21 protein-coding genes are annotated in these 19,496 nt (G+C 70.4%); 8 read left to right on the forward strand and 13 right to left on the reverse strand.

The features are described from left to right. Window positions 1-9: 9 nt before the first annotated feature. Entirely contained in the window at window positions 10-909 is a 900-nt protein-coding gene (locus tag ACIBU0_RS24185; RefSeq protein WP_398821645.1) for a deoxyribonuclease IV, read from the forward strand. A 76-nt stretch (window positions 910-985) separates the two neighbouring features. Beyond that, window positions 986-1,510 (forward strand): DUF4396 domain-containing protein, encoded by a 525-nt coding sequence (locus ACIBU0_RS24190; RefSeq protein ID WP_398821647.1) that lies wholly within the window; start codon window positions 986-988, stop codon window positions 1,508-1,510. A 22-nt stretch (window positions 1,511-1,532) separates the two neighbouring features. Here the strand turns inward: ACIBU0_RS24190 and ACIBU0_RS24195 are convergent, their stop codons facing one another. Continuing rightward, on the reverse strand, window positions 1,533-2,165 hold the full coding sequence (locus ACIBU0_RS24195) for a sulfite oxidase-like oxidoreductase (protein ID WP_398821649.1): 633 nt from the start codon (window positions 2,163-2,165) through the stop codon (window positions 1,533-1,535). 175 nt (window positions 2,166-2,340) lie between these two features. Between ACIBU0_RS24195 and bfr the strand changes: the two genes are divergently transcribed. After that, window positions 2,341-2,817 carry a bacterioferritin gene (gene bfr, locus ACIBU0_RS24200; protein ID WP_398821651.1) on the forward strand — a complete coding sequence of 159 codons (477 nt, stop codon included), beginning with the start codon at window positions 2,341-2,343 and terminating at the stop codon, window positions 2,815-2,817. A 15-nt stretch (window positions 2,818-2,832) separates the two neighbouring features. On the opposite strand, the gene ACIBU0_RS24205 is transcribed toward bfr, so the two are convergent. Both ACIBU0_RS24205 and ACIBU0_RS24210 read right to left on the reverse strand, forming a co-directional pair. Next, entirely contained in the window at window positions 2,833-3,090 is a 258-nt protein-coding gene (locus tag ACIBU0_RS24205) for a bacterioferritin-associated ferredoxin (RefSeq protein ID WP_398821653.1), read from the reverse strand. Window positions 3,091-3,219: 129 nt separating this feature from the next. Then, window positions 3,220-4,572, reverse strand: coding sequence for a class II 3-deoxy-7-phosphoheptulonate synthase (locus ACIBU0_RS24210; protein ID WP_398821655.1), 1,353 nt, complete (start codon window positions 4,570-4,572; stop codon window positions 3,220-3,222). Window positions 4,573-4,675: 103 nt separating this feature from the next. On the opposite strand from ACIBU0_RS24210, the gene ACIBU0_RS24215 reads away from it, so the two are divergent. Continuing rightward, window positions 4,676-4,732, forward strand: coding sequence for a trp operon leader peptide (locus ACIBU0_RS24215; RefSeq protein WP_073723848.1), 57 nt, complete (start codon window positions 4,676-4,678; stop codon window positions 4,730-4,732). Between the two features lie 93 nt (window positions 4,733-4,825). Continuing rightward, a complete protein-coding gene (locus ACIBU0_RS24220; protein ID WP_398821657.1) occupies window positions 4,826-6,691 on the forward strand; it encodes an anthranilate synthase family protein in 1,866 nt (621 codons plus the stop codon). A gap of 67 nt (window positions 6,692-6,758) precedes the next feature. Here the strand turns inward: ACIBU0_RS24220 and ACIBU0_RS24225 are convergent, their stop codons facing one another. From ACIBU0_RS24225 to ACIBU0_RS24240, 4 genes are all read right to left on the reverse strand, one after another. Continuing rightward, window positions 6,759-7,787: a 6-phosphofructokinase gene (locus ACIBU0_RS24225; protein WP_398821659.1), complete on the reverse strand. Its 1,029-nt coding sequence runs from the start codon at window positions 7,785-7,787 to the stop codon at window positions 6,759-6,761. A gap of 138 nt (window positions 7,788-7,925) precedes the next feature. Then, window positions 7,926-8,636 carry a response regulator gene (locus tag ACIBU0_RS24230; RefSeq protein WP_398821661.1) on the reverse strand — a complete coding sequence of 237 codons (711 nt, stop codon included), beginning with the start codon at window positions 8,634-8,636 and terminating at the stop codon, window positions 7,926-7,928. Continuing rightward, window positions 8,633-9,862 (reverse strand): MacS family sensor histidine kinase, encoded by a 1,230-nt coding sequence (macS, locus tag ACIBU0_RS24235; protein ID WP_398821663.1) that lies wholly within the window; start codon window positions 9,860-9,862, stop codon window positions 8,633-8,635. Before macS ends, ACIBU0_RS24230 begins: the two co-directional genes overlap by 4 nt. A gap of 34 nt (window positions 9,863-9,896) precedes the next feature. Beyond that, on the reverse strand, window positions 9,897-10,616 hold the full coding sequence (locus ACIBU0_RS24240) for a lysophospholipid acyltransferase family protein (RefSeq protein WP_398821756.1): 720 nt from the start codon (window positions 10,614-10,616) through the stop codon (window positions 9,897-9,899). 161 nt (window positions 10,617-10,777) lie between these two features. Here ACIBU0_RS24240 and ACIBU0_RS24245 point away from each other — a divergent pair, with 161 nt between their 5' ends. Both ACIBU0_RS24245 and ACIBU0_RS24250 read left to right on the forward strand, forming a co-directional pair. Continuing rightward, window positions 10,778-11,554, forward strand: coding sequence for an alpha/beta hydrolase (locus ACIBU0_RS24245; RefSeq protein WP_398821665.1), 777 nt, complete (start codon window positions 10,778-10,780; stop codon window positions 11,552-11,554). Then, entirely contained in the window at window positions 11,547-12,164 is a 618-nt protein-coding gene (locus ACIBU0_RS24250) for a hypothetical protein (protein WP_398821667.1), read from the forward strand. The genes ACIBU0_RS24245 and ACIBU0_RS24250 overlap by 8 nt, the downstream gene beginning before the upstream one ends. On the opposite strand, the gene ACIBU0_RS24255 is transcribed toward ACIBU0_RS24250, so the two are convergent. The 6 genes from ACIBU0_RS24255 to ACIBU0_RS24280 form a co-directional block, all read right to left on the reverse strand. Further along, on the reverse strand, window positions 12,161-12,907 hold the full coding sequence (locus tag ACIBU0_RS24255; RefSeq protein ID WP_398821669.1) for an endonuclease/exonuclease/phosphatase family protein: 747 nt from the start codon (window positions 12,905-12,907) through the stop codon (window positions 12,161-12,163). The two genes, ACIBU0_RS24250 and ACIBU0_RS24255, sit on opposite strands and share 4 nt — an antisense overlap. 108 nt (window positions 12,908-13,015) lie before the next feature. After that, window positions 13,016-13,969 carry an ROK family glucokinase gene (locus tag ACIBU0_RS24260; protein ID WP_398821672.1) on the reverse strand — a complete coding sequence of 318 codons (954 nt, stop codon included), beginning with the start codon at window positions 13,967-13,969 and terminating at the stop codon, window positions 13,016-13,018. Between the two features lie 129 nt (window positions 13,970-14,098). Continuing rightward, window positions 14,099-14,596 (reverse strand): DUF5304 domain-containing protein, encoded by a 498-nt coding sequence (locus tag ACIBU0_RS24265; RefSeq protein WP_398821674.1) that lies wholly within the window; start codon window positions 14,594-14,596, stop codon window positions 14,099-14,101. A 57-nt stretch (window positions 14,597-14,653) separates the two neighbouring features. Beyond that, a complete protein-coding gene (locus tag ACIBU0_RS24270) occupies window positions 14,654-15,832 on the reverse strand; it encodes an ArsA family ATPase (RefSeq protein ID WP_398821676.1) in 1,179 nt (392 codons plus the stop codon). Window positions 15,833-16,004: 172 nt separating this feature from the next. Continuing rightward, complete coding sequence (locus ACIBU0_RS24275) at window positions 16,005-16,445, reverse strand: SRPBCC family protein (protein ID WP_398821678.1); 441 nt, start codon at window positions 16,443-16,445, stop codon at window positions 16,005-16,007. Window positions 16,446-16,588: 143 nt separating this feature from the next. Next, window positions 16,589-17,386 (reverse strand): metallophosphoesterase, encoded by a 798-nt coding sequence (locus ACIBU0_RS24280; RefSeq protein ID WP_398821680.1) that lies wholly within the window; start codon window positions 17,384-17,386, stop codon window positions 16,589-16,591. A 296-nt stretch (window positions 17,387-17,682) separates the two neighbouring features. Here ACIBU0_RS24280 and ACIBU0_RS24285 point away from each other — a divergent pair, with 296 nt between their 5' ends. Beyond that, window positions 17,683-19,479, forward strand: coding sequence for an AMP-dependent synthetase/ligase (locus tag ACIBU0_RS24285; RefSeq protein ID WP_398821682.1), 1,797 nt, complete (start codon window positions 17,683-17,685; stop codon window positions 19,477-19,479). The last annotated feature ends 17 nt before the right edge of the window (window positions 19,480-19,496 follow it).

A 19,496-nucleotide genomic window follows, 5' to 3' on the forward strand; every position in this document is an offset into this window, starting at 1 on the left:
TCTGAACGGGTGAAGAGTCAGCAGTCCGCCGCCCCCGAACCCAGCCCCGGCCCGTCCCGCAACCCCATCGGCGGCCACGTCCCCGTCGCCGGTGGGCTCCACTCCGTCGGGCTCACCTACGCCCACGACCTCAAGGCCGAGACCGTCCAGGTCTTCGTCGCCAACCCGCGCGGCTGGGCCACGCCCGCCGGTAACCCGCGGCAGGACGAGGCGTTCCGGGAGACCTGCGAGGCCGAGTCGATCCCGGCGTACGTCCATGCGCCGTACCTGATCAACTTCGGCTCGCACACCGAGGCGACCGTCGAGCGGTCGGTGGAGTCGCTGCGGCACTCCCTGCGGCGGGGGCGGGAGATCGGCGCGCTGGGCGTGGTCGTGCACACGGGCAGTGCGACCGGCGGGCGGGAGCGCTCGGTGGCCCTGAAGCAGGTGCGGGAGCACATGCTGCCGCTGCTCGACGAGCTGACCCACGACGACGATCCCTGGCTGCTCCTGGAGTCCACCGCCGGGCAGGGTGCCTCGCTCTGCTCGCGGACCTGGGACTTCGGCCCGTACTTCGAGGCGCTGGACGCCCATCCGAAGCTGGGCGTGTGCCTGGACACCTGCCACATCTTCGCCGCCGGCCATGACCTGACCGGCCCGTCCGGCATGCACCAGACGCTCGACCTGCTGGTGGACACCGTCGGCGAGGGCCGGCTGAAGCTGATCCACGCCAACGACTCCAAGGACGTCGTCGGCGCGCACAAGGACCGGCACGAGAACATCGGCGCAGGTCACATCGGCGAGGATCCGTTCCGGGCGCTGATGGCCCACCCGGCCACGGCAGGCGTACCGCTGATCATCGAGACGCCCGGCGGGAAGGAAGGACACGCGGCGGACGTGGAGCGGCTGAAAAAACTTCGGGACTCCTAGCCCGTTACGGAATACCCCTGGGGGGTATACGGTTCTTGCTCGATGCAGGAACCGTAACCTGGCATTGGGGGCCATCATGGAGCACGAGGCACACACGGCACACGCTCACCATCACGCGGCGCACGACCACGAAGCACACGAGGGACACGGCACACCCCCCGTCGGCAGCACCTGGGCCATGGCCGTCCAGGCCACCCTCCACTGCCTCACCGGGTGCGCCATCGGTGAGGTGCTGGGCATGGTGATCGGCACCGCGCTCGGCTGGGGCAACGTACCGACGACGGTCCTGGCGATCGTCCTCGCGTTCTTCTTCGGTTACTCACTCACCCTGCGCGGCGTCCTGAAGGCCGGCGTCGGCCTGCGGGCGGCCGTCCGGGTGGCGCTGGCCGCCGACACGCTGTCCATCGCGGTGATGGAGCTCGTCGACAACGGCGTGATCGTGCTGTGGCCGGGCGCGATGGACGCGGAGCTGAGCGACCTGCTGTTCTGGGGGGCGCTGGCGATCTCCCTGGTGGTCGCCTTCGTACTCACCACACCCGTCAACAAGTGGATGATCGGCCGCGGCAAGGGCCACGCGGTGGTGCACCAGTACCACCACTGACGCGCCCCAGGAGGAGAAGGACTCAGAGCTCGGGGCCGTCCCCGGGCTCCTCCTGGTACGAGTAGCGCTGTTCCTTCCAGGGGTCGCCGATGTTGTGGTAGCCGCGCTCCTCCCAGAAGCCGCGACGGTCGGCGGTCATGTACTCGACGCCGCGGACCCACTTGGGCCCCTTCCAGGCGTACAGATGGGGGACGACCAGACGGAGGGGGAAGCCGTGCTCCGCGGTGAGCAGTTCGCCGTCCTTGTGGGTGGCGAAGATCGCGCGCTCGGAGGCGAAGTCGGCGAGGCGGAGGTTGGAGCTGAAGCCGTACTCGGCCCACACCATCACATGGGTGACCGTCGGCGCGGGCGGGGCGATGTCCAGGATCGTACGGGCCGGGATGCCGCCCCACTCCGCGCCGAGCATGCTGAACTTCGTCACGCAGTGGAGGTCGGCGACGACGGTGGTGTACGGCAGAGCCGTGAACTCCTCGTGGGTCCAGCAGTGCTTCTCGCCGTCGGCGGTCGCACCGAACACCCTGAATTCCCAGCGTTCGGGCCGAAACTTGGGGACCGGGCCGTAGTGCGTGACCGGCCAGCCACGCTGCACTCGCTGCCCCGGCGGAAGCTCGGAGTGTGCTGCTGCTCCACTTTCGTGCTCCACCGGCTGACCCATGACTCCATCCTGACAGACCCGCGGCAGTGCACCGGACCACACCCTCGACGATTCAGGGCAAACCAGACTAAGCATGCACTTACTTACTAAGTGAAGACTTACTGGACGATCTTTGTCGCCGGTGCAATCATGCGGCGCAACCTGCCAGTTCCCCCGCGCGGAAGGAGCCTCTGCGATGCAGGGCGACCCCGAGGTCCTCGAATTCCTGAACGAGCAGTTGACCGGCGAGCTGACGGCGATCAACCAGTACTGGCTGCACTACCGGATCCAGGACAACAAGGGCTGGACGAAGCTCGCCAAGTACACGCGTGAAGAATCCATCGACGAGATGAAGCACGCGGACAAGATCACCGAGCGCATCCTCATGCTGGACGGCCTGCCCAACTATCAGCGCTTGTTCCACGTGCGCGTCGGCCAGAGTGTCACCGAGATGTTCCAGGCCGACCGGCAGATCGAGGTCGAGGCGATCGATCGCCTCAAGCGGGGGATCGAGGTGATGCGCACCAAGGGCGACATCACGTCCGCGAATCTCTTCGAGTCGATCCTCGAGGACGAGGAGCACCACATCGACTACCTGGACACCCAGCTGGAGCTCATCGACAAGATCGGCGAGGCGCTCTACATCGCGCAGCAGATCGAGCAGCCGAGCTGATCCGAACGACCGGCCCTAGGCCGCTTCGTCCAGCCCGGCGAGCACCGGCTTGCCCTGGTCGGCCAGCTCACGGCGCGGGCACGCGCCCCTGCCCAGCAGCGCCTGAATGCGGCGTACACATGACCCGCAGTCCGTGCCCGCCTTGCAGGCCGACGCTATCTGGCGGGGGGTGCAGGCACCGTTCTCCGCGTGGTGCTTCACTTGCTGCTCGGTGACCCCGAAGCAACTGCAGACGTACACGCGGTTCACCTCCCGGCGGGATCGAAGTGCCATCCCCTTGATCGGTGAGGCTAACCTAACCTTACCCGTCGCTCAGGTGCCGCAAAAGTGGTGTGGGGCGCGGATCGTATGTGATCCGCGCCCCACTATCTGTCCTGAAACGGCCCGTAACAGGCGCTCCGGCTACTGGTCCCTGTACATCTCCGCGACCAGGAAGGCCAGGTCCAGCGACTGGCTGCGGTTGAGCCGCGGGTCGCAGGCCGTCTCGTACCGCTGGTGCAGGTCGTCGACGAAGATCTCGTCGCCGCCGCCGACGCACTCGGTGACGTCGTCACCGGTGAGCTCCACGTGGATGCCGCCCGGGTGGGTGCCCAGGGACTTGTGGACCTCGAAGAAGCCCTTGACCTCGTCGAGCACGTCGTCGAAGCGGCGGGTCTTGTGGCCGGAGGCCGCCTCGAAGGTGTTGCCGTGCATCGGGTCGGTCACCCAGGCCACGGTGGCACCGGAGGCGGTGACCTTCTCGACCAGCTCCGGCAGCTTGTCGCGGACCTTGTCGGCGCCCATGCGGACGATGAAGGTCAGCCGGCCCGGCTCGCGGTCGGGGTCGAGGCGGTCGATGTACTGCAGCGCGTCCTCGGCCGTGGTCGTCGGACCGAGCTTGATGCCGATCGGGTTGCGGATCTTCGAGGCGAACTCGATGTGCGCGTGGTCCAGCTGCCGGGTGCGCTCACCGATCCACACCATGTGCGCGGAGACGTCGTACAGCTGCCCGGTGCGCGAGTCGACCCTGGTCAGCGCGGACTCGTAGTCGAGCAGCAGCGCCTCGTGGGAGGAGTAGAACTCGACGGTCTTGAACTCCTCCGGGTCGGCCCCGCAGGCGTGCATGAAGTTCAGCGCGTTGTCGATCTCGCGGGCGAGCTGCTCGTAGCGCTGCCCGGACGGGGACGACTTCACGAAGTCCTGGTTCCAGGCGTGCACCTGGCGCAGGTCGGCGTAGCCGCCGGTGGTGAAGGCGCGCACCAGGTTCAGCGTGGAGGCGGACGCGTGGTACATCCGCTTCAGCCGCTCGGGGTCCGGGACGCGGGCGGCCTCGGTGAAGTCGAAGCCGTTGACGGAGTCGCCCCGGTAGGTCGGCAGCGTCACCCCGTCACGCGTCTCGGTCGGCTTGGAGCGCGGCTTGGAGTACTGGCCGGCGATCCGGCCGACCTTCACGACCGGCACCGAGGCGGCGTACGTCAGCACGGCGCCCATCTGGAGCAGGGTCTTGAGCTTGTTGCGGATGTGGTCGGCGGACACGGCGTCGAAGGCCTCGGCGCAGTCGCCGCCCTGGAGGAGGAACGCCTCTCCCTTGGCGACGGCCGCCATCCGGGCGCGCAGCTGGTCGCACTCGCCCGCGAAGACGAGCGGCGGATACGACTCCAGCTCCGCAACGACTGCGCGCAGAGCCTCGGGGTCGGGGTACTCGGGCTGCTGCGCCGCGGGCAGGTCTCGCCAGGTGTTGCCAGCGCTCGCGCTGGTCTTAGCGTTCACGGTCACGCCTCAACATTACGGGGTCGTGTCGGGCGTCCTACCCCATGCCCAGCAATTGAGACACGGGGTACACGACCCGGACACCGGAGAGTGGGGTAGGGTGCCTCGCATGTTCGCGCACTCGACCCAGACCTGGTGGTGGACCGCTCATCCGGCGGCCCACTGACTGCGCGTACGCAAGACTTCGCGAAGGCCGCCCGAGGGGCGGCCTTCGGCGTTTCCGGGGTCCGTTCCTCTCAGCGAGAAGGAAAACGGACCCATGCATCTGCTCGACCTGCTCGACGATCCCCGCCCGTTCGCCCTGCTGCGCCGTCGTACGCCGGGCCATGACGAGAACACGGTGGAGGTGTTCCTCGGCCCGGTCGGCACGTACGACCGCCTCGCCGACCTCCCCGACGAGGGCCTGGCGCTCGTCCCCTTCCGGCAGATCCGCGAGCGCGGCTTCGACGTCCGCGACGACGGCACCCCGCTGTCCGTCCTGATCCCCGAGGAGTCGTACGGCATCCCGCTCGCCGAGGCCCTGGCCCAGCTTCCCGGGCACCACGTCCGCGTCGAGGGCGGCGGCTTCGACGTCGGCGACGAGGAGTACGGCGAGATCGTCGGGCGGGTGCTGCGGGACGAGATCGGGCGGGGCGAGGGCGCCAACTTCGTGATCCGGCGGACGTACGAGGGTGAGATCCCGGGGTTCGGACGGGCCGACGCGCTCGCGCTGTTCCGGCGGCTCCTCGAAGGTGAGCGGGGCGCGTACTGGACGTTCGTCGTGCACACCGGGGAGCGGACCCTCGTCGGCGCCAGCCCCGAGGTGCACGTCCGGATGTCCGGCGGGACCGTCGTCATGAACCCGATCAGCGGGACGTACCGCTATCCCCCCGAGGGCCCGACGCCCGAGCATCTGCTCGCCTTCCTCGCCGACGGCAAGGAGATCGAGGAGCTGTCTATGGTCGTCGACGAGGAACTCAAGATGATGTGCACCGTCGGCGACATGGGCGGGGTGGTCGTCGGCCCGCGGCTGAAGGAGATGGCCCACCTCGCGCACACCGAGTACGAGCTGCGCGGCAAGTCCTCGCTGGATGTGCGGGAGGTCCTGAAGGAGACGATGTTCGCGGCGACCGTCACCGGCTCGCCCGTGCAGAACGCCTGCCGGGTCATCGAGCGGCACGAGGTCGGTGGGCGCGGCTACTACGCGGGCGCCCTGGCCCTGCTCGGACGGGACTCCGGCGGCGCGCAGATCCTCGACTCCCCCATCCTCATCCGCACCGCGGACATCGACGCGGACGGACGGCTGCGGGTGCCGGTCGGGGCCACGCTCGTGCGCGGCTCGGACCCCGCGAGCGAGGTCGCGGAGACGCACGCGAAGGCTGCGGGAGTGCTGGCGGCTCTCGGCGTACGGCCGTCCCGCCCGCGGGAGGAGCACGCGCGCGTACGTCTCGCCGACGACCCACGCGTGCGTGCCGCGCTGGACGGACGCCGGGCCTCGCTCGCCCCCTTCTGGCTGCGGATGCAGGGGCCCTCCAAAAGGGGCGCGGAACTCACCGGACACGCCCTGGTCGTCGACGGCGAGGACACCTTCACGGCGATGCTCGCGCATGTGCTGCGGTCGAGCGGGCTGGAGGTGACCGTCCGGCGGTACGACGAGGACGGGCTGCGGGAGGCGGTGCTCGCGCACGAGGGGCCGGTCGTGCTCGGGCCCGGCCCCGGTGATCCCTCCGACCTCACCGATCCGAAGATGCGCCTCTTGCGCGACCTCACCGCCGAGGTGATCCGGAACAACCGGCACGGCGTGCTCGGCGTCTGCCTCGGCCATGAGCTGGTCGCGGCCGAGCTGGGGCTGGAGATCGTACGGAAGGAAGTGCCGTACCAGGGCGCGCAGACGACGATCGACCTGTTCGGGCGGCCCGAGACGGTCGGTTTCTACAACAGCTTCGTGGCGCGCTGCGACGACGAGGTGGCCGAGGAGCTGGGTGCGCACGGCATCGAGATCAGCCGGGCCGGGAACGGAGAGGTGCATGCCGTGCGCGGGTCCGGCTTCGCCGGCGTTCAGTTCCACCCGGAGTCGATCCTGACCCTGAACGGGGCAGCCGTCGTACGGGAGTTGGTCGGTCAGCTGCGGAACACGACCGTTTAGTACGCGTCAGCACGCGCGGTCGGTCGTCCGGGGGCTGCCGCCCCCGGACCTCCGCTCCGGTCTGCCGTCAGCCGAAGAAGACCCCTACCTCCTCGTAGAGCTTCGGGTCGACCGTCTTCAGCTTGGCCGTGGCGTCCGCGATCGGGACGCGGACGATGTCCGTGCCGCGCAGGGCGACCATCTTGCCGAAGTCGCCGTCGCGGACGGCCTCGATGGCGTGCAGGCCGAACCGGGTGGCGAGCCAGCGGTCGAAGGCGCTGGGCGTGCCGCCGCGCTGGATGTGACCGAGGACCGTCGTGCGGGCCTCCTTGCCCGTCCGCTTCTCGATCTCCTTGGCCAGCCACTCGCCGACCCCGGACAGCCGGACATGTCCGAAGGAGTCCAGCGACTCGTCCTTCAGCACCATGTCGCCGTCCTTGGGCATGGCACCCTCGGCGACGACCACGATCGGGGCGTACGACGCCTTGAAGCGGGAGGTGATCCAGGCGCAGACCCGGTCGACGTCGAAGCGCTGCTCGGGGATGAGGATGACGTTGGCGCCGCCCGCGAGGCCGGAGTGGATGGCGATCCAGCCGGCGTGGCGGCCCATCACCTCGCAGACCAGGACCCGCATATGGGACTCGGCGGTGGTGTGCAGCCGGTCGATCGCCTCGGTCGCGATGCCGACGGCGGTGTCGAAGCCGAAGGTGTAGTCGGTGGCGGACAGGTCGTTGTCGATCGTCTTCGGCACGCCGACGCAAGGCACGCCGTACTCGTCGGACAGCCGGGTGGCGACGCCGAGGGTGTCCTCGCCGCCGATGGCGATGAGCGCCTCGACCTCCTGCTTGGCGAGGTTCTCCTTGATCCGGCGGATGCCGTCCTCCTGCTTGAGGGGGTTCGTGCGCGAGGAGCCGAGGATGGTGCCGCCGCGGGGCAGGATGCCGCGCACGGCGGGGATGTCGAGACGGACGGTGTCGTTCTCGAGAGGACCTCGCCAGCCGTCCCGGAAGCCGACGAAGTCATAGCCGTATTCCTGTACGCCCTTGCGGACGATGGCCCGGATGACGGCGTTGAGACCGGGGCAGTCGCCGCCTCCGGTCAGTACTCCGACCCGCATGGAAATGTCCCTTCGCCGCGGTTGCCTGGTGAGGCCACGCTAATGGTGATCCAGGTCACACAGGGATGGGTCGGAACGGCAATTCCGGTGAACTGTCGGGTGTTTGGTTTACGCGGCGTCAAGCGGGCGGCTGTTGGATCACTCGTCGTCGAGGCCCCGCTCGATCGCGTACCGCACCAGCTCCACGCGGTTGTGCAGCTGGAGCTTACCCAGGGTGTTCTGGACGTGGTTCTGGACCGTGCGGTGGGAGATGACCAGGCGTTCGGCGATCTGTTTGTAGCTCAGGCCCTTGGCGACGAGCCGCAGCACCTCGGTCTCGCGCTCGGTGAGCTGCGGGGCCTTCGGCTGGTCGGCGTCGGGGGCCGCGGGGGCGGGCTCGGAGGCGAGGCGGCGGTACTCGCCGAGGACCAGTCCGGCCAGGCCCGGCGTGAACACCGGGTCGCCGACGGCCGTACGGCGCACCGCGTCCAGCAGCTCCTCCGTCGAGGCCGACTTCAGCAGATAGCCGGTGGCGCCGGACTTCACGGCCTCCAGGACGTCGGCGTGCTCGCCGCTCGCGGACAGGACCAGGACCCGCAGCGCGGGGTTGTGGCCCACCAGCTCCTTGCAGACCTGGACGCCGGGCTTGGCGGGCAGGTTGAGGTCGAGCACGAGGACGTCGGGAGCGGCGGCCTTGGCGCGGCGTACGGCCTGGTCGCCGTCGCCCGCGGTGGCGACGACGTCGAAGCCGGACTCGGTGAGGTCGCGGGCGACCGCGTCGCGCCACATGGGGTGATCGTCGACCACCATGACCCTGATCGCGCCCTGCTGCCCGTCCGGCCCGCCCCGTCCATTTTCGGTGTCCGTCATCGCTGTCCCGCCTTCCCCCGTGCAGCGCTGCTGTCCTTCGGTACTTTCAGTTCCACTTCAGTGCCCTGCCCCGGCACCGAGATGAGCTCCGCGGTGCCGCCGATGTCGCGCAGCCGCCCCCGGATCGACAGGGCGACACCGAGCCGCCCTTCGCCCTCGGCCTGCGCGAGCCGTCCCTCGGGGATGCCCGGTCCGTCGTCCCGCACGGTGACGATCACCTCGCCGGGCTCGTCCTCGACGAGGATCCACGCGCGCGCGTGCTCGCCCGCATGCCGGCGTACGTTGTCCAGGGCGGCCCCCACGGCCGCGGCCAGCTCCCGCGCGGCGACCGGGGCCACGGACACCGGCGCGCCGGGCTCGGCGAGGCTGACCCTGGCGCCGGCGTACGGGGCGAGCAGCGCACGCAGATCGACGGGACCGGTGGAGTCGTCCGGCTCGTCGACGGCCCGTACGACGGCCCCCTCGGCGGCGTCCTCCGACACCCGCGACACGGGTACGAGTCCGCCCGAGACCAGCGTGCGCAGCGCGACCTCCTGCTCGCCGGCCATCCGGCCCAGCTCGGCCGCCTCGCCGCCGATGACGGCACCGCGCCGCTGCACCATCGCCAGCACCTGGAGCACGCTGTCGTGGATGTCGCGGGCGAGCCGCTCCCGCTCACGGGTGGCCGCCTCGATCTCCAGGGCCCGGGCGAGGGTGCGCTCGGAGGCGCGGGCGACCTCGACGACGTAGCCGATGGCGATGGAGGCGATCCAGACGAGCAGCACCATGTGGACGGTGTCGCGGGTGGGCACCCCGGAGCGTTCGATCAGGTTGGCGGCGGCGACCAGCGTGGAGGCGAAGGCGGCCCAGCGCCAGCCGCCCTTGATGGCGAACGCCAGCACGGCGCCCGCGGTCCATATCGACGGCAGGGTCGGCGCGCCGGCGTCGATCCGCTCGGGCGACTCGGCGATGCGGGTGAGGAGGATGCCGACGAGGGCGATGGTGAGGTCGGCGGTGAGGAAGCGCTTGGTGCAGCTCGCGGCGTTCGCGACCCTGGGCAGGGTGGCCAGCGTCCAGACGGCCAGGACGGCGTAGTAGGCGATGGCCACCCAGGGGCGGGCGACCTCGGTGTGGGCGCTGGCGAAGAGCCCGATCGCGTACACCATGGTCAGCACGCGGTAGCCGGTGAGCGCACGCCACAGCGGCTGCTCCACGGACATCCTCATGACCCGCTCGCGCTTGGCCATGCCCCCCACCCCTCGGCTCAGTGTGCGGCCGACTCTATTCGGACTGTTCCTTCTTCTTGCGTGCCTGTTCCTTCTCCGCCTTCGCCGCCTCCGCGATCTGCCGCTTGGCGGCGGTCGCGTACATGTCGACATACTCCTGGCCGGAGAGCTTCATGATCTCGTACATGACCTCGTCGGTCACCGCGCGGAGCACGAACCGGTCGTGCTCCATGCCCTGGTACCGGCTGAAGTCCAGGGGCTTGCCGATCCGGATGCCCGGCCGCATCAGCTTCGGCATGACCTTGCCGGGCGGCTGGATCTTCTCGGTGTCGATCATGGCGACCGGGATGACCGGCGCCCCGGTGGCAAGCGCCACGCGCGCGAGGCCGCCGGGCTTGCCCCGGTAGAGCCGGCCGTCGGGCGAGCGCGTGCCCTCCGGGTAGATGCCGAACAGCTCACCGCGCTCAAGGACCTCGATGCCGCTCCTGATGGCCGCCTCGCCCGCCCCGCGCGCCCCGGAACGGTCCACGGGCAGCTGGCCGACGCCCTTGAAGAACGCGGCCGTCAGCCGGCCCTTGACGCCCGGAGTGGTGAAGTACTCGGCCTTCGCGATGAAGGTCACCTTGCGGTCGAGGACCGCGGGCAGGAAGAACGAGTCGGAGAAGGAGAGATGGTTGCTCGCCAGGATGGCGGGACCCTCGGCCGGAATGTTCTCGAGGCCCTCCACCCAGGGCCTGAAGGCGACCTTCAGCGGTCCCCCGATGGCCACCTTCATCGTGCCGTACAACAACCGAGTGCCTCCTGTTTCCGTCGATCAGACCTTAACCCGGACCACCGTCAAAGAGTTCGACGGCCCTGGTCGGTGTCAGTGCGGTCGCGTACGGTGAAGCACACGCTCTCGTCCGTCTCGTCCCTCTCACGAACAGGAGACCGTAAGTGCCGGTCCTTCCTGGAGCCGAGCCGTACCGCCGTGAGGGCGGGGAGGTAGGGGTCCTCCTCTGCCACGGCTTCACCGGTTCCCCCCAGTCGCTGCGCCCCTGGGCGGAGTATCTGGCCGAGCGCGGGCTCACCGTCTCGCTGCCGCTGCTGCCGGGGCACGGCACGCGCTGGGAGGACCTGCAGGTCACCGGCTGGCAGGACTGGTACGCCGAGGTGGACCGCGCCCTGCGCAGCCTGCGCGACCGCTGTGAGCGGGTCTTCGTGGCCGGCCTGTCCATGGGCGGCGCGCTCGCGCTGCGGCTGGCCGCGAAGCACGGGGAGGAGGTCGCCGGCGTGGTCGTCGTCAACCCGGCGAACAAGGTGCACGGCCTGTCCGCGTACACCCTTCCGGTGTCCCGCCACCTCGTCCGTACGGCACGGGGGATCACCGGCGACATCGCGAAGGGCGGCGTCGAGATCGGGTACGACCGGGCGCCGCTGCACGCGACCCACTCCCTGCGGACCTTCTTCCGCCTGGTCGACGGCGAGTTGCCGCAGGTCACGCAGCCGCTGCTGCTCCTGCGCAGCAGGCAGGACCATGTCGTGCCCGCGGCGGACCCGGCCCGGATCCTGAGCAGGGTGTCGTCGACGGACGTAACGGAGATCGTGCTGGAACAGAGCTATCACGTGGCGACGTTGGACCATGACGCCGACCGGATCTTCGAAGAGAGCCTCGGCTTCATCGGCCGGCTCGCAACCGGCGTGGGCAAGGAAGGGACGACCGCACGTGGCTGAGCACGACTCCGACCGCGACAGGCGCGAGGACCGCGACGATCGCGAGCCGGAAGAGCAGCACGTCCCGTTCGACGAGGACGCCGCCTGGGCCGCGATCGTCGCCGGGTACGGGGAGGAGCCGCCGGACCCGCCGGGTGCGAAGCCGTTCAAGTCGGTGGAGGACCTGGCCCTGCTGGAGTCCGAGACGAACGACGGCAAGGAGCCCGAGGGCACCAAGGGCCAGGAGGCGCAGACGCCCAAGGACGAGGAGAAGCCGGTGAAGCCGCTGGGCAGCTCCGTCTCCTTCGCGCCCGGCGTCGGCGCCGGGCCGCGCGACTACAGCGCGCCCGAACCGGACGACGACGACTTCGACGCCGACGACGAGGGCCACTTCGTACCGCCGGAGCCGCCGCCGCTGCCCGATGCCGACGTGACCACGAAGTTCGCCTGGCTGGCCGTGGTCGGCGGGCCGGTGCTGCTGCTGCTCGCGGTCGTGCTCGGCTGGGACATGACCTGGTGGCTGGCCACCCTCGGCATCGGCGGGTTCCTGGGCGGGTTCGCGACGCTCGTGATGCGGATGCGCACGGACGACGACGAGGACGACGATCCGGGGCGGGGTGCGGTCGTCTAGAGGGCTGGGATTCTGAGGGCGGCCAGCACCGGAAGGTGATCCGTGGCCGCCCTCAGGTCTGTCTCCGTCACGCCGGGGTGGCCGAGGGGGACGCCGCAGCCGAGTACCTCCACGCCCTTCGTCGCGAAGATCGCGTCGATGCGTTGATGAGGGTCGGCCGGGGTGGAGGTGTACTCGCTGCCCCAGGGGGCGGTGGTCCAGCAGTCCTGCAGAGCGGTGGCCAGGCGGCTGAACGTGCGGCCGCCGGGGCGTTCGTTCAGGTCGCCGCCCGCGACGGCGTGGTCCACGCCCGTGCCGGCGAGGCGGTCGAGGAGCATGCCGGCCTGCTCGTAGCGCTCGTCCTTCTGCAGGGAGAGGTGGCAGCTCAGGACCCCGAGGCGGGCTCCGCCGAACCGGACCACCGCCGTGGCGAAGCCGCGCCGATGAAGGCCGGGGGTGAGGGGGAGGAGGACGTCCTCTGTTCGCTCGACGGTGGCTCTGAGGTTGCAGAGGATCGCAGGCCCGGCTGCTGTCGCACCGCCGGTGAGGATGACCAGGTTCGCCGCGCGGGCCAGGCGGGCGAGTTTCTTGCGCCAGCGGAAGAAGCGGGGGGCTTCCTGGAGCAGGACCAGGTCGGGGTTGCAGGCGGTGATGACGCGGGCGAGGGCGGCTGTGTCGTCGCGCATCGAGCGGATGTTGTAGCTGAGGACGCGGATGAGGGCTGAACCGTCGGGGTCTGTGCGGGACTCTGGGAGCAGCACCATGTGGATCAATGTACGCCCAATAGCTCGGGGCGCGAGGTTTGTTGGCGACTGCCGGTTCGTCGTGGCTTGTCGCGCAGTTCCCCGCGCCCCTGGGAGGCAAAGCGAGCGTTACATGATCGGGTCGGGCTCCCGGGCCAGGTCCGCCGCGCCCACCAGGCCCGCCTTGTTGCCCAGCTGGGCGGCGATCACATCCGCCACCGGGCGCCAGTTGCCGCCGACCAGCCAGCGCTTGTACGACTTGCGGATGGGGTCGAGGACCAGTTCGCCCTCGTCCGAGAGGCCGCCGCCGACGATGAAGGCGGACGGGTCGAAGAGGGAGGCCAGGTCCGCGAGGCCGGCGCCGGCCCAGCGGGCCAGCTCACGGTAGGAGTCGACGGCGACCGGGTCGCCCTGGCGGGCGGCCATGGAGATGTGCTTGCCCTCGATGCCGTCGGGGGTGCCGTCGCCCAGGGCGAGGAGGATCTCGGCGTTCTCGGGGGTGGCGTTGGCACGCTGCTTGGCGTATCTGACGAGGGCGCGGCCGGAGGCGTACTGCTCCCAGCAGCCCTGGCTGCCGCAGCCGCACAGCAGGCCGTCCGGCACCATGCGGATGTGCCCGAACTCGGCGGCCACGCCGTAGTGCCCGCGGCGCAGCTTGTTGCCGATGATGATGCCGCCGCCGAGGCCGGTGCCGAGGGTGATGCAGATGACGTTGCGGTGGCCCTTGCCCGCACCGAACTTGTACTCGCCCCAGGCCGCCGCGTTGGCGTCGTTCTCGACGACGACCGGGAGACCCACGCGGGCCTCGACCTTCTCCTTCAGCGGCTCGTTGCGCCAGTGGATGTTGGGGGCGAAGTAGACCTCGGAGCGCTGGCGGTTGACGTATCCGGCCGCACCGATGCCCACGCCGACGATCTCGTGCCCGGCGTGCGCGCCGTCCACCGCGGCAGCGATCGCGTCCACGATGCCCTCGGGCGTGCCCGGGGTCGGCACCTTGTGGGTCGAGAGGATGTTGCCTTCCTCATCGACCACGCCGGCCGCGATCTTCGTGCCGCCGATGTCGACGCCGATGGTGAGTCCCATGAATCCCTCAGTTTCGGTCGAGCCCCGCTACGGCCAACCGTACCCGAGGCCCTGCCGTCGGGGCTCCGTCGTCCGGTCGGCGGACGGGGCCCGGGGAGGGAGTCGTCCGGCGTCGGTCCCGGTGGGTGCTCAGTCCAGGTCGATGCGCTGGCCGGGACCGCTCTCGTCCCCCCGGTCGTCGTCGAGCTCGTCCAGCTCGGGGTCGTCGTCCGTGCGACCCGTCCACCGCCGCTCCTGGGCCTGGACGGCGGAGCGGTAGGCGGCGAGGATTTCGTTGCCGGCGGCGGCGAGGTGGTCGAAGACGTCCGGGTTGCGCTCGATGACGGGCTCGACGGCGGCCTTGGCCTGCTCCACGACCTGCTTGACCACCTGCTGGGCGGCCGGTCCGGCGACCGCGCCGAGCAGCGGGGACTGGATGGTCGACAGCTTGTCCGCGACGGCGTCGACGAGCTTGCGCAGTTCCTCGGCTGCCGAGCCCGGGGGCGGGCCGTACTGGGCGCGGCGGCGGGCCTTCTCCGCCGCGAGGTCCTCGGCGCAGGCCGTGGCCCAGGCGTCGGCGTCGGTCGCCCGCACCTCGTCCGCGGCCTCCTGCTTACCGGTGTCGGACGGGGGGAGCTCTTCGCTCATGACGGACTCCTGACTACGGTTCGTCTCTACGACGTTACCCGAACGGGCGTACCTGGTTCACCGCGCCCGAGGCCAGAGATCCGGATCCGGCGCGAACCGGATCCGCAGCTCGCCGTCCCGCAGCGCGGCCCCGTCGACGGCGCAGCGGCGCAGGGCGGACGGCAGGGGCACGATACGCCGGAACTGGCCCGCGGTGACGACGAGTTCGTCGCCGCGCCGGATGAGGTCGAGCTCGTCGCGTACGGCGCCTGGCAGAGGGATGGCCCAGACCAGGACGCCGTCGTCGGCGAGCCGGTCGGTGACGGGCCACTCGACCGTGGAGGAGGTGGCGTTGACGGCGGGTGCGGCGAGGGCGGCGAGGTCGTCGGCGCCGCGGGGGTCCCGGCCGAGATGCCCGATGCGGTGGACGTGATGGTCCTCCTGCCCCCACTCCTCCAGGACCTTGCGCTGCTGCGCGACGGGCCCGGCGAGCCAGCTGCCGGCCGCCGCCTCCCCCTCCGGCAGGACGCGGTTGGCGACCAGCAGGTCGGGGCGCAGGCCGCGCAGGGCGAGGGCGAGACCGGCGGCCCGTACGGCGTCGGCGCCGGCCGGGCCCGGCTCGGCGACCAGTCGTACGACGGTGTCGCGGTCGGCGACGACGGCCTCGACGGCGGCGAGCTCGACGTCCCAGCGGGCCGCGGTCTCGTACAGCCACTCCGCGGGCATCGGCACTCCGGCCAGCCGGCCCAGGACCGGCCGCAGGGCGCGGGCCGCCTGGCGTTCGGGCGGGAGCAGCCTGCGCAGGTAGCGGCGCAGCTCTTCGGGGAGGGAGAGCAGGGCGAGGGCGTGCGGGGTGGCGGGGAGGTCGACGACGAGAAGGTCATGGGCCTCGGCCAGCGCGGCGTCCCGCAGGGCCCGCAGCAGGGCGAGTTCCTCGGCGCCGGGGAGGGGGGTGACCTCTTCCGGGTCGAGGCGGGAGGCGCCGAGGAGGTCGAGGGCGGAGGCGGCGCGTTCCTGGAAGGCGGCGAGGTCCGCACGGAAGCCGACGGCGGCGTCCGGGCGCCAGGCGGTGAGGTGCTCGGTGACCCGGGTGGGGGCCGCTCCTGTGCTCGCGCCGAGGGCCGCGCCGAGGGTGTCGGTGCGGTCGGCGCTGAGGACCAGGGTTCTGGTGCCGTTGGCTGCCGCCGAGAGCGCGGTGGCGGCGGCGACGGTGGTACGGCCGCTGCCGCCCGGGCCCGTGATCAGGATGGTGCGCATGGGGCTGAACCGTAACGGACGCTGAGCTTCAGCCCGTTTGCGAGGTGCCCGGCGTTGCGGCTGGGGGACCGCTGGGCAACCGACGGCGCTGCAGCCGACCCAGGGGCGCGGGGAACTGCGCGACCGGCCACGACGGGCCCGGCACTACACAGGCACCTCTACGGCGCGCCCCCTACTTGCCCGACTCCACCCGCTTCTTCAGGCCCGCCAGTGCGCGGTCGATGATGACCTTCTCGGCCTTGCGCTTGATCATGCCCAGCATGGGGATCTTGACGTCGACGGTCAGCTGGTACGTGACCTCGGTCGAACCGGAACCCGCCGGCTTGAGGATGTAAGAGCCGTCCAGCGACCGCAGCATCTGGGACTTCACCAGCGTCCAGGACACCTCGTTCTCACCGGTCCAGGTGTACCCCAGCACTTGGTCGTCCTTGATCGCACCGGCGTCCATGACGAGGCGGACCTGCTCGGCGCGGCCCTGGTCGTCGGTCTTGAGGACCTCCGCCTCCTTCACCTCGCCGGTCCAGTCCGGATAGCGGGCGAAGTCGGCGATCACCCCCATGACGTCGGCCGGTGCCGCCTCGATCGTGATGCTCGAGCTGGTGTGTTCCGCCATCGCCGTGGCTCCTCCAGATGCGGGCCGGTAAGAAGTCGTGGTGCGCACGCGTGTGCAGCGTGAAGGCTACCGCGCGTCCGACCAGCCGACTTCACCCCCACCTGCGCCGTCGGCGGGAAAGTGCCCACCGGCCCCGAATTCGCTCACCATTCCAGTGCCCACGGCTTCCCCGACCCCGCGAAGTGCCCCACGTTCACGCACTCCGTCGCCCCGATCCGCATCCGGCGCGCCAGCGGCTGATGGACATGACCGAAAAGGGAGTAACGGGGACGCGTACGGCGAATCGCCTCCAGCAGCGCCCGGCTCCCCCGCTCGAAGCGCCGCGCGACGGTGTCGTACACCAACTCCGGGACCTCCGGCGGGATGTGCGTGCACAGCACGTCCACCTCGCCCACGGCCTCGATCTTCGCGGCGTACTCCTCGTCGCTGATCTCGTAGGGAGTCCGCATCGGCGTGCGCAGGCCGCCGCCGACGAAGCCGAAGACCCAGCCCCCGATCTCCACCCGCTGCCCGTCCAGCACGGTCGTGCCCGGCCCGGCGTACTCCGGCCACAGAGGCGGCATGTCGACATTGCCGTAGGTGGCGTACGTCGGTGTCGGGAACGCCGCGAACATCTCGGCGTACTGCTTGCGCACCGCCTTCTCGATCACCGCGCGCCGGTCCGAGCCGATCCCGGCCCACAGCCGCGCCCCGAACTCCCGCGCCTCATCGAAGCGCCGGGCGGTGCGCAGTTCCACGATGCGGTCGGCGTTCTCCACTCCGAACAGGTCGGGGAAGATGCCGCGCGAGTGGTCGGCGTAGTCCAGGAACAGCACCAGGTCGCCGAGGCAGATCAGGGCGTCCGCGCCCTCGCCGGCCCTGGCCAGGTCGCGTGCGTTGCCGTGCACATCGCTGACCACGTGTACGCGTGTCCTGCGGTTTCCCGTCGGTGTCGGTGCCATGACGATCAAGGGTAGGCCTGTGGGGCATACGTGAACAGTGGCGGCCGGACCGATGGTTACTGGCCAGTCGTCAGATCGCTCGACTACTGTGCGCGCAGAAACACCAATCCGTGTGACGCAGCGAACATCTCGCCGGGACCCCCTGTCGAAGAAGCCATACCGGCGGGTAACGTCCGGTCGGTCCAGTCGTGCTCTGGATTTCAACATGTGAATTCCCGAGCACTTGCCCGAGCCGTGGACCGTACCGTCGCATCACACAACGTCGTGGCGCCGGCGCCCTATGAGGAGCAGCAGTCTTGCGCGAGTTCAGCCTTCCGGCTTTGTACGAGGTCCCTGCGGACGGCAATCTGACCGACATCGTCCGCAGAAACGCCGCGCAGCACCCTGACGTCGCCGTCATCGCCCGCAAGGTGGGCGGTGTCTGGCAGGACGTGACGGCCACCGCCTTCCTCGCCGAGGTGCACGCGGCCGCGAAGGGGCTCATCGCCGCCGGGGTCCGGCCGGGCGACCGGGTCGGCCTGATGTCCCGTACCCGCTACGAGTGGACCCTGCTCGACTTCGCGATCTGGTCGGCGGGCGCGGTGACCGTGCCGGTGTACGAGACCAGCTCCGCGGAGCAGGTGCAGTGGATCCTCAGCGACTCGGGCGCGACCGCGATCATCACGGAGCTGGACAACCACACGGCCGCCGTCGAGTCGGTGCGCGACCGGCTGCCCGCGCTCAAGCACGTCTGGCAGATCGAGGCCGGCGGTGTGGAGGAGCTGGGGCGGCTCGGGCAGGACATCAGCGACGCGACGGTCGAGGAGCGCAGCTCGCTGGCGAAGGCCGACGACCCGGCGACCATCGTGTACACGTCCGGTACGACCGGCCGCCCGAAGGGCTGTGTGCTCACCCACCGCAGCTTCTTCGCCGAGTGCGGGAACGTCGTCGAGCGCCTGCGCCCGCTGTTCCGCACCGGCGAGTGCAGCGTCCTGCTCTTCCTCCCGCTCGCGCACGTCTTCGGCCGCCTGGTGCAGGTCGCGCCCATGATGGCGCCGATCAAGCTGGGCACCGTCCCGGACATCAAGAACCTCACCGACGAGCTGGCGGCGTTCCGGCCGACGCTGATCCTGGGCGTGCCGCGCGTCTTCGAGAAGGTCTACAACTCGGCGCGCGCCAAGGCCCAGGCCGACGGCAAGGGCAAGATCTTCGACAAGGCGGCGGACACCGCGATCGCGTACAGCAAGGCGCTGGACACCCCGTCCGGTCCGTCCGTCGGCCTGAAGATCAAGCACAAGGTCTTCGACAAGCTGGTCTACAGCAAGCTGCGCGCGGTCCTCGGCGGCCGGGGCGAGTACGCCATCTCCGGCGGCGCCCCGCTCGGCGAGCGCCTCGGCCACTTCTTCCGCGGCATCGGCTTCACGGTCCTGGAGGGCTACGGCCTGACCGAGTCCTGCGCCGCGACCGCCTTCAACCCCTGGGACCGGCAGAAGATCGGCACGGTCGGCCAGCCGCTGCCGGGCTCGGTGGTCCGCATCGCGGACGACGGTGAGGTGCTGCTGCACGGCGAGCACCTGTTCAAGGAGTACTGGAACAACCCGGGCGCGACCGAGGAGGCGCTGGCCGACGGCTGGTTCCACACCGGGGACATCGGCACCCTCGACGAGGACGGCTACCTCAGGATCACCGGCCGCAAGAAGGAGATCATCGTCACCGCGGGCGGCAAGAACGTCGCCCCGGCCGTGATCGAGGACCGGATCCGGGCGCACGCGCTGGTCGCCGAGTGCATGGTGGTGGGCGACGGGCGGCCGTTCGTGGGCGCGCTGGTCACCATCGACGAGGAGTTCCTGGGCCGCTGGGCCGCCGAGCACGGCAAGCCGGCGGGTGTCACCGCGGCGTCGCTGCGCGAGGACGCGGACCTGATGGCCGCCATCCAGTCGGCAATCGACGACGGCAACGCCGCGGTGTCGAAGGCGGAATCGGTGCGGAAGTTCCGCATTCTGTCCTCCCAGTTCACGGAGGAGTCGGGCCATCTGACGCCGTCGCTGAAGCTCAAGCGCAACGTCGTGGCTAAGGACTTCGCGGACGAGATCGAGGCGATCTACCAGAAGTAGGCCGCCTTCCGGCCACA

Origin of the sequence: Streptomyces sp. NPDC049627, from assembly GCF_044465645.1 — a bacterium.
In the GTDB taxonomy this organism is placed as follows: domain Bacteria; phylum Actinomycetota; class Actinomycetes; order Streptomycetales; family Streptomycetaceae; genus Streptomyces.

What these genes read in the sequence shown, in the direction of transcription:
- ACIBU0_RS24270 (WP_398821676.1), bottom strand. Translation starts at nt 15,832, where the DNA reads ATGCGCACCATCCTGATCACGGGCCCGGGCGGCAGCGGCCGTACCACC.
- ACIBU0_RS24260 (WP_398821672.1), bottom strand. Translation starts at nt 13,969, where the DNA reads ATGGGACTCACCATCGGCGTCGACATCGGCGGCACGAAGATCGCGGCC.
- bfr (WP_398821651.1), top strand. Translation starts at nt 2,341, where the DNA reads ATGCAGGGCGACCCCGAGGTCCTCGAATTCCTGAACGAGCAGTTGACC.
- ACIBU0_RS24275 (WP_398821678.1), bottom strand. Translation starts at nt 16,445, where the DNA reads ATGGCGGAACACACCAGCTCGAGCATCACGATCGAGGCGGCACCGGCC.
- ACIBU0_RS24240 (WP_398821756.1), bottom strand. Translation starts at nt 10,616, where the DNA reads ATGAAGGTGGCCATCGGGGGACCGCTGAAGGTCGCCTTCAGGCCCTGG.
- ACIBU0_RS24225 (WP_398821659.1), bottom strand. Translation starts at nt 7,787, where the DNA reads ATGCGGGTCGGAGTACTGACCGGAGGCGGCGACTGCCCCGGTCTCAAC.
- macS (WP_398821663.1), bottom strand. Translation starts at nt 9,862, where the DNA reads ATGGCCAAGCGCGAGCGGGTCATGAGGATGTCCGTGGAGCAGCCGCTG.
- ACIBU0_RS24220 (WP_398821657.1), top strand. Translation starts at nt 4,826, where the DNA reads ATGCATCTGCTCGACCTGCTCGACGATCCCCGCCCGTTCGCCCTGCTG.
- ACIBU0_RS24195 (WP_398821649.1), bottom strand. Translation starts at nt 2,165, where the DNA reads ATGGGTCAGCCGGTGGAGCACGAAAGTGGAGCAGCAGCACACTCCGAG.
- ACIBU0_RS24255 (WP_398821669.1), bottom strand. Translation starts at nt 12,907, where the DNA reads ATGGTGCTGCTCCCAGAGTCCCGCACAGACCCCGACGGTTCAGCCCTC.
- ACIBU0_RS24265 (WP_398821674.1), bottom strand. Translation starts at nt 14,596, where the DNA reads ATGAGCGAAGAGCTCCCCCCGTCCGACACCGGTAAGCAGGAGGCCGCG.
- ACIBU0_RS24280 (WP_398821680.1), bottom strand. Translation starts at nt 17,386, where the DNA reads ATGGCACCGACACCGACGGGAAACCGCAGGACACGCGTACACGTGGTC.
- ACIBU0_RS24205 (WP_398821653.1), bottom strand. Translation starts at nt 3,090, where the DNA reads ATGGCACTTCGATCCCGCCGGGAGGTGAACCGCGTGTACGTCTGCAGT.
- ACIBU0_RS24230 (WP_398821661.1), bottom strand. Translation starts at nt 8,636, where the DNA reads ATGACGGACACCGAAAATGGACGGGGCGGGCCGGACGGGCAGCAGGGC.
- ACIBU0_RS24190 (WP_398821647.1), top strand. Translation starts at nt 986, where the DNA reads ATGGAGCACGAGGCACACACGGCACACGCTCACCATCACGCGGCGCAC.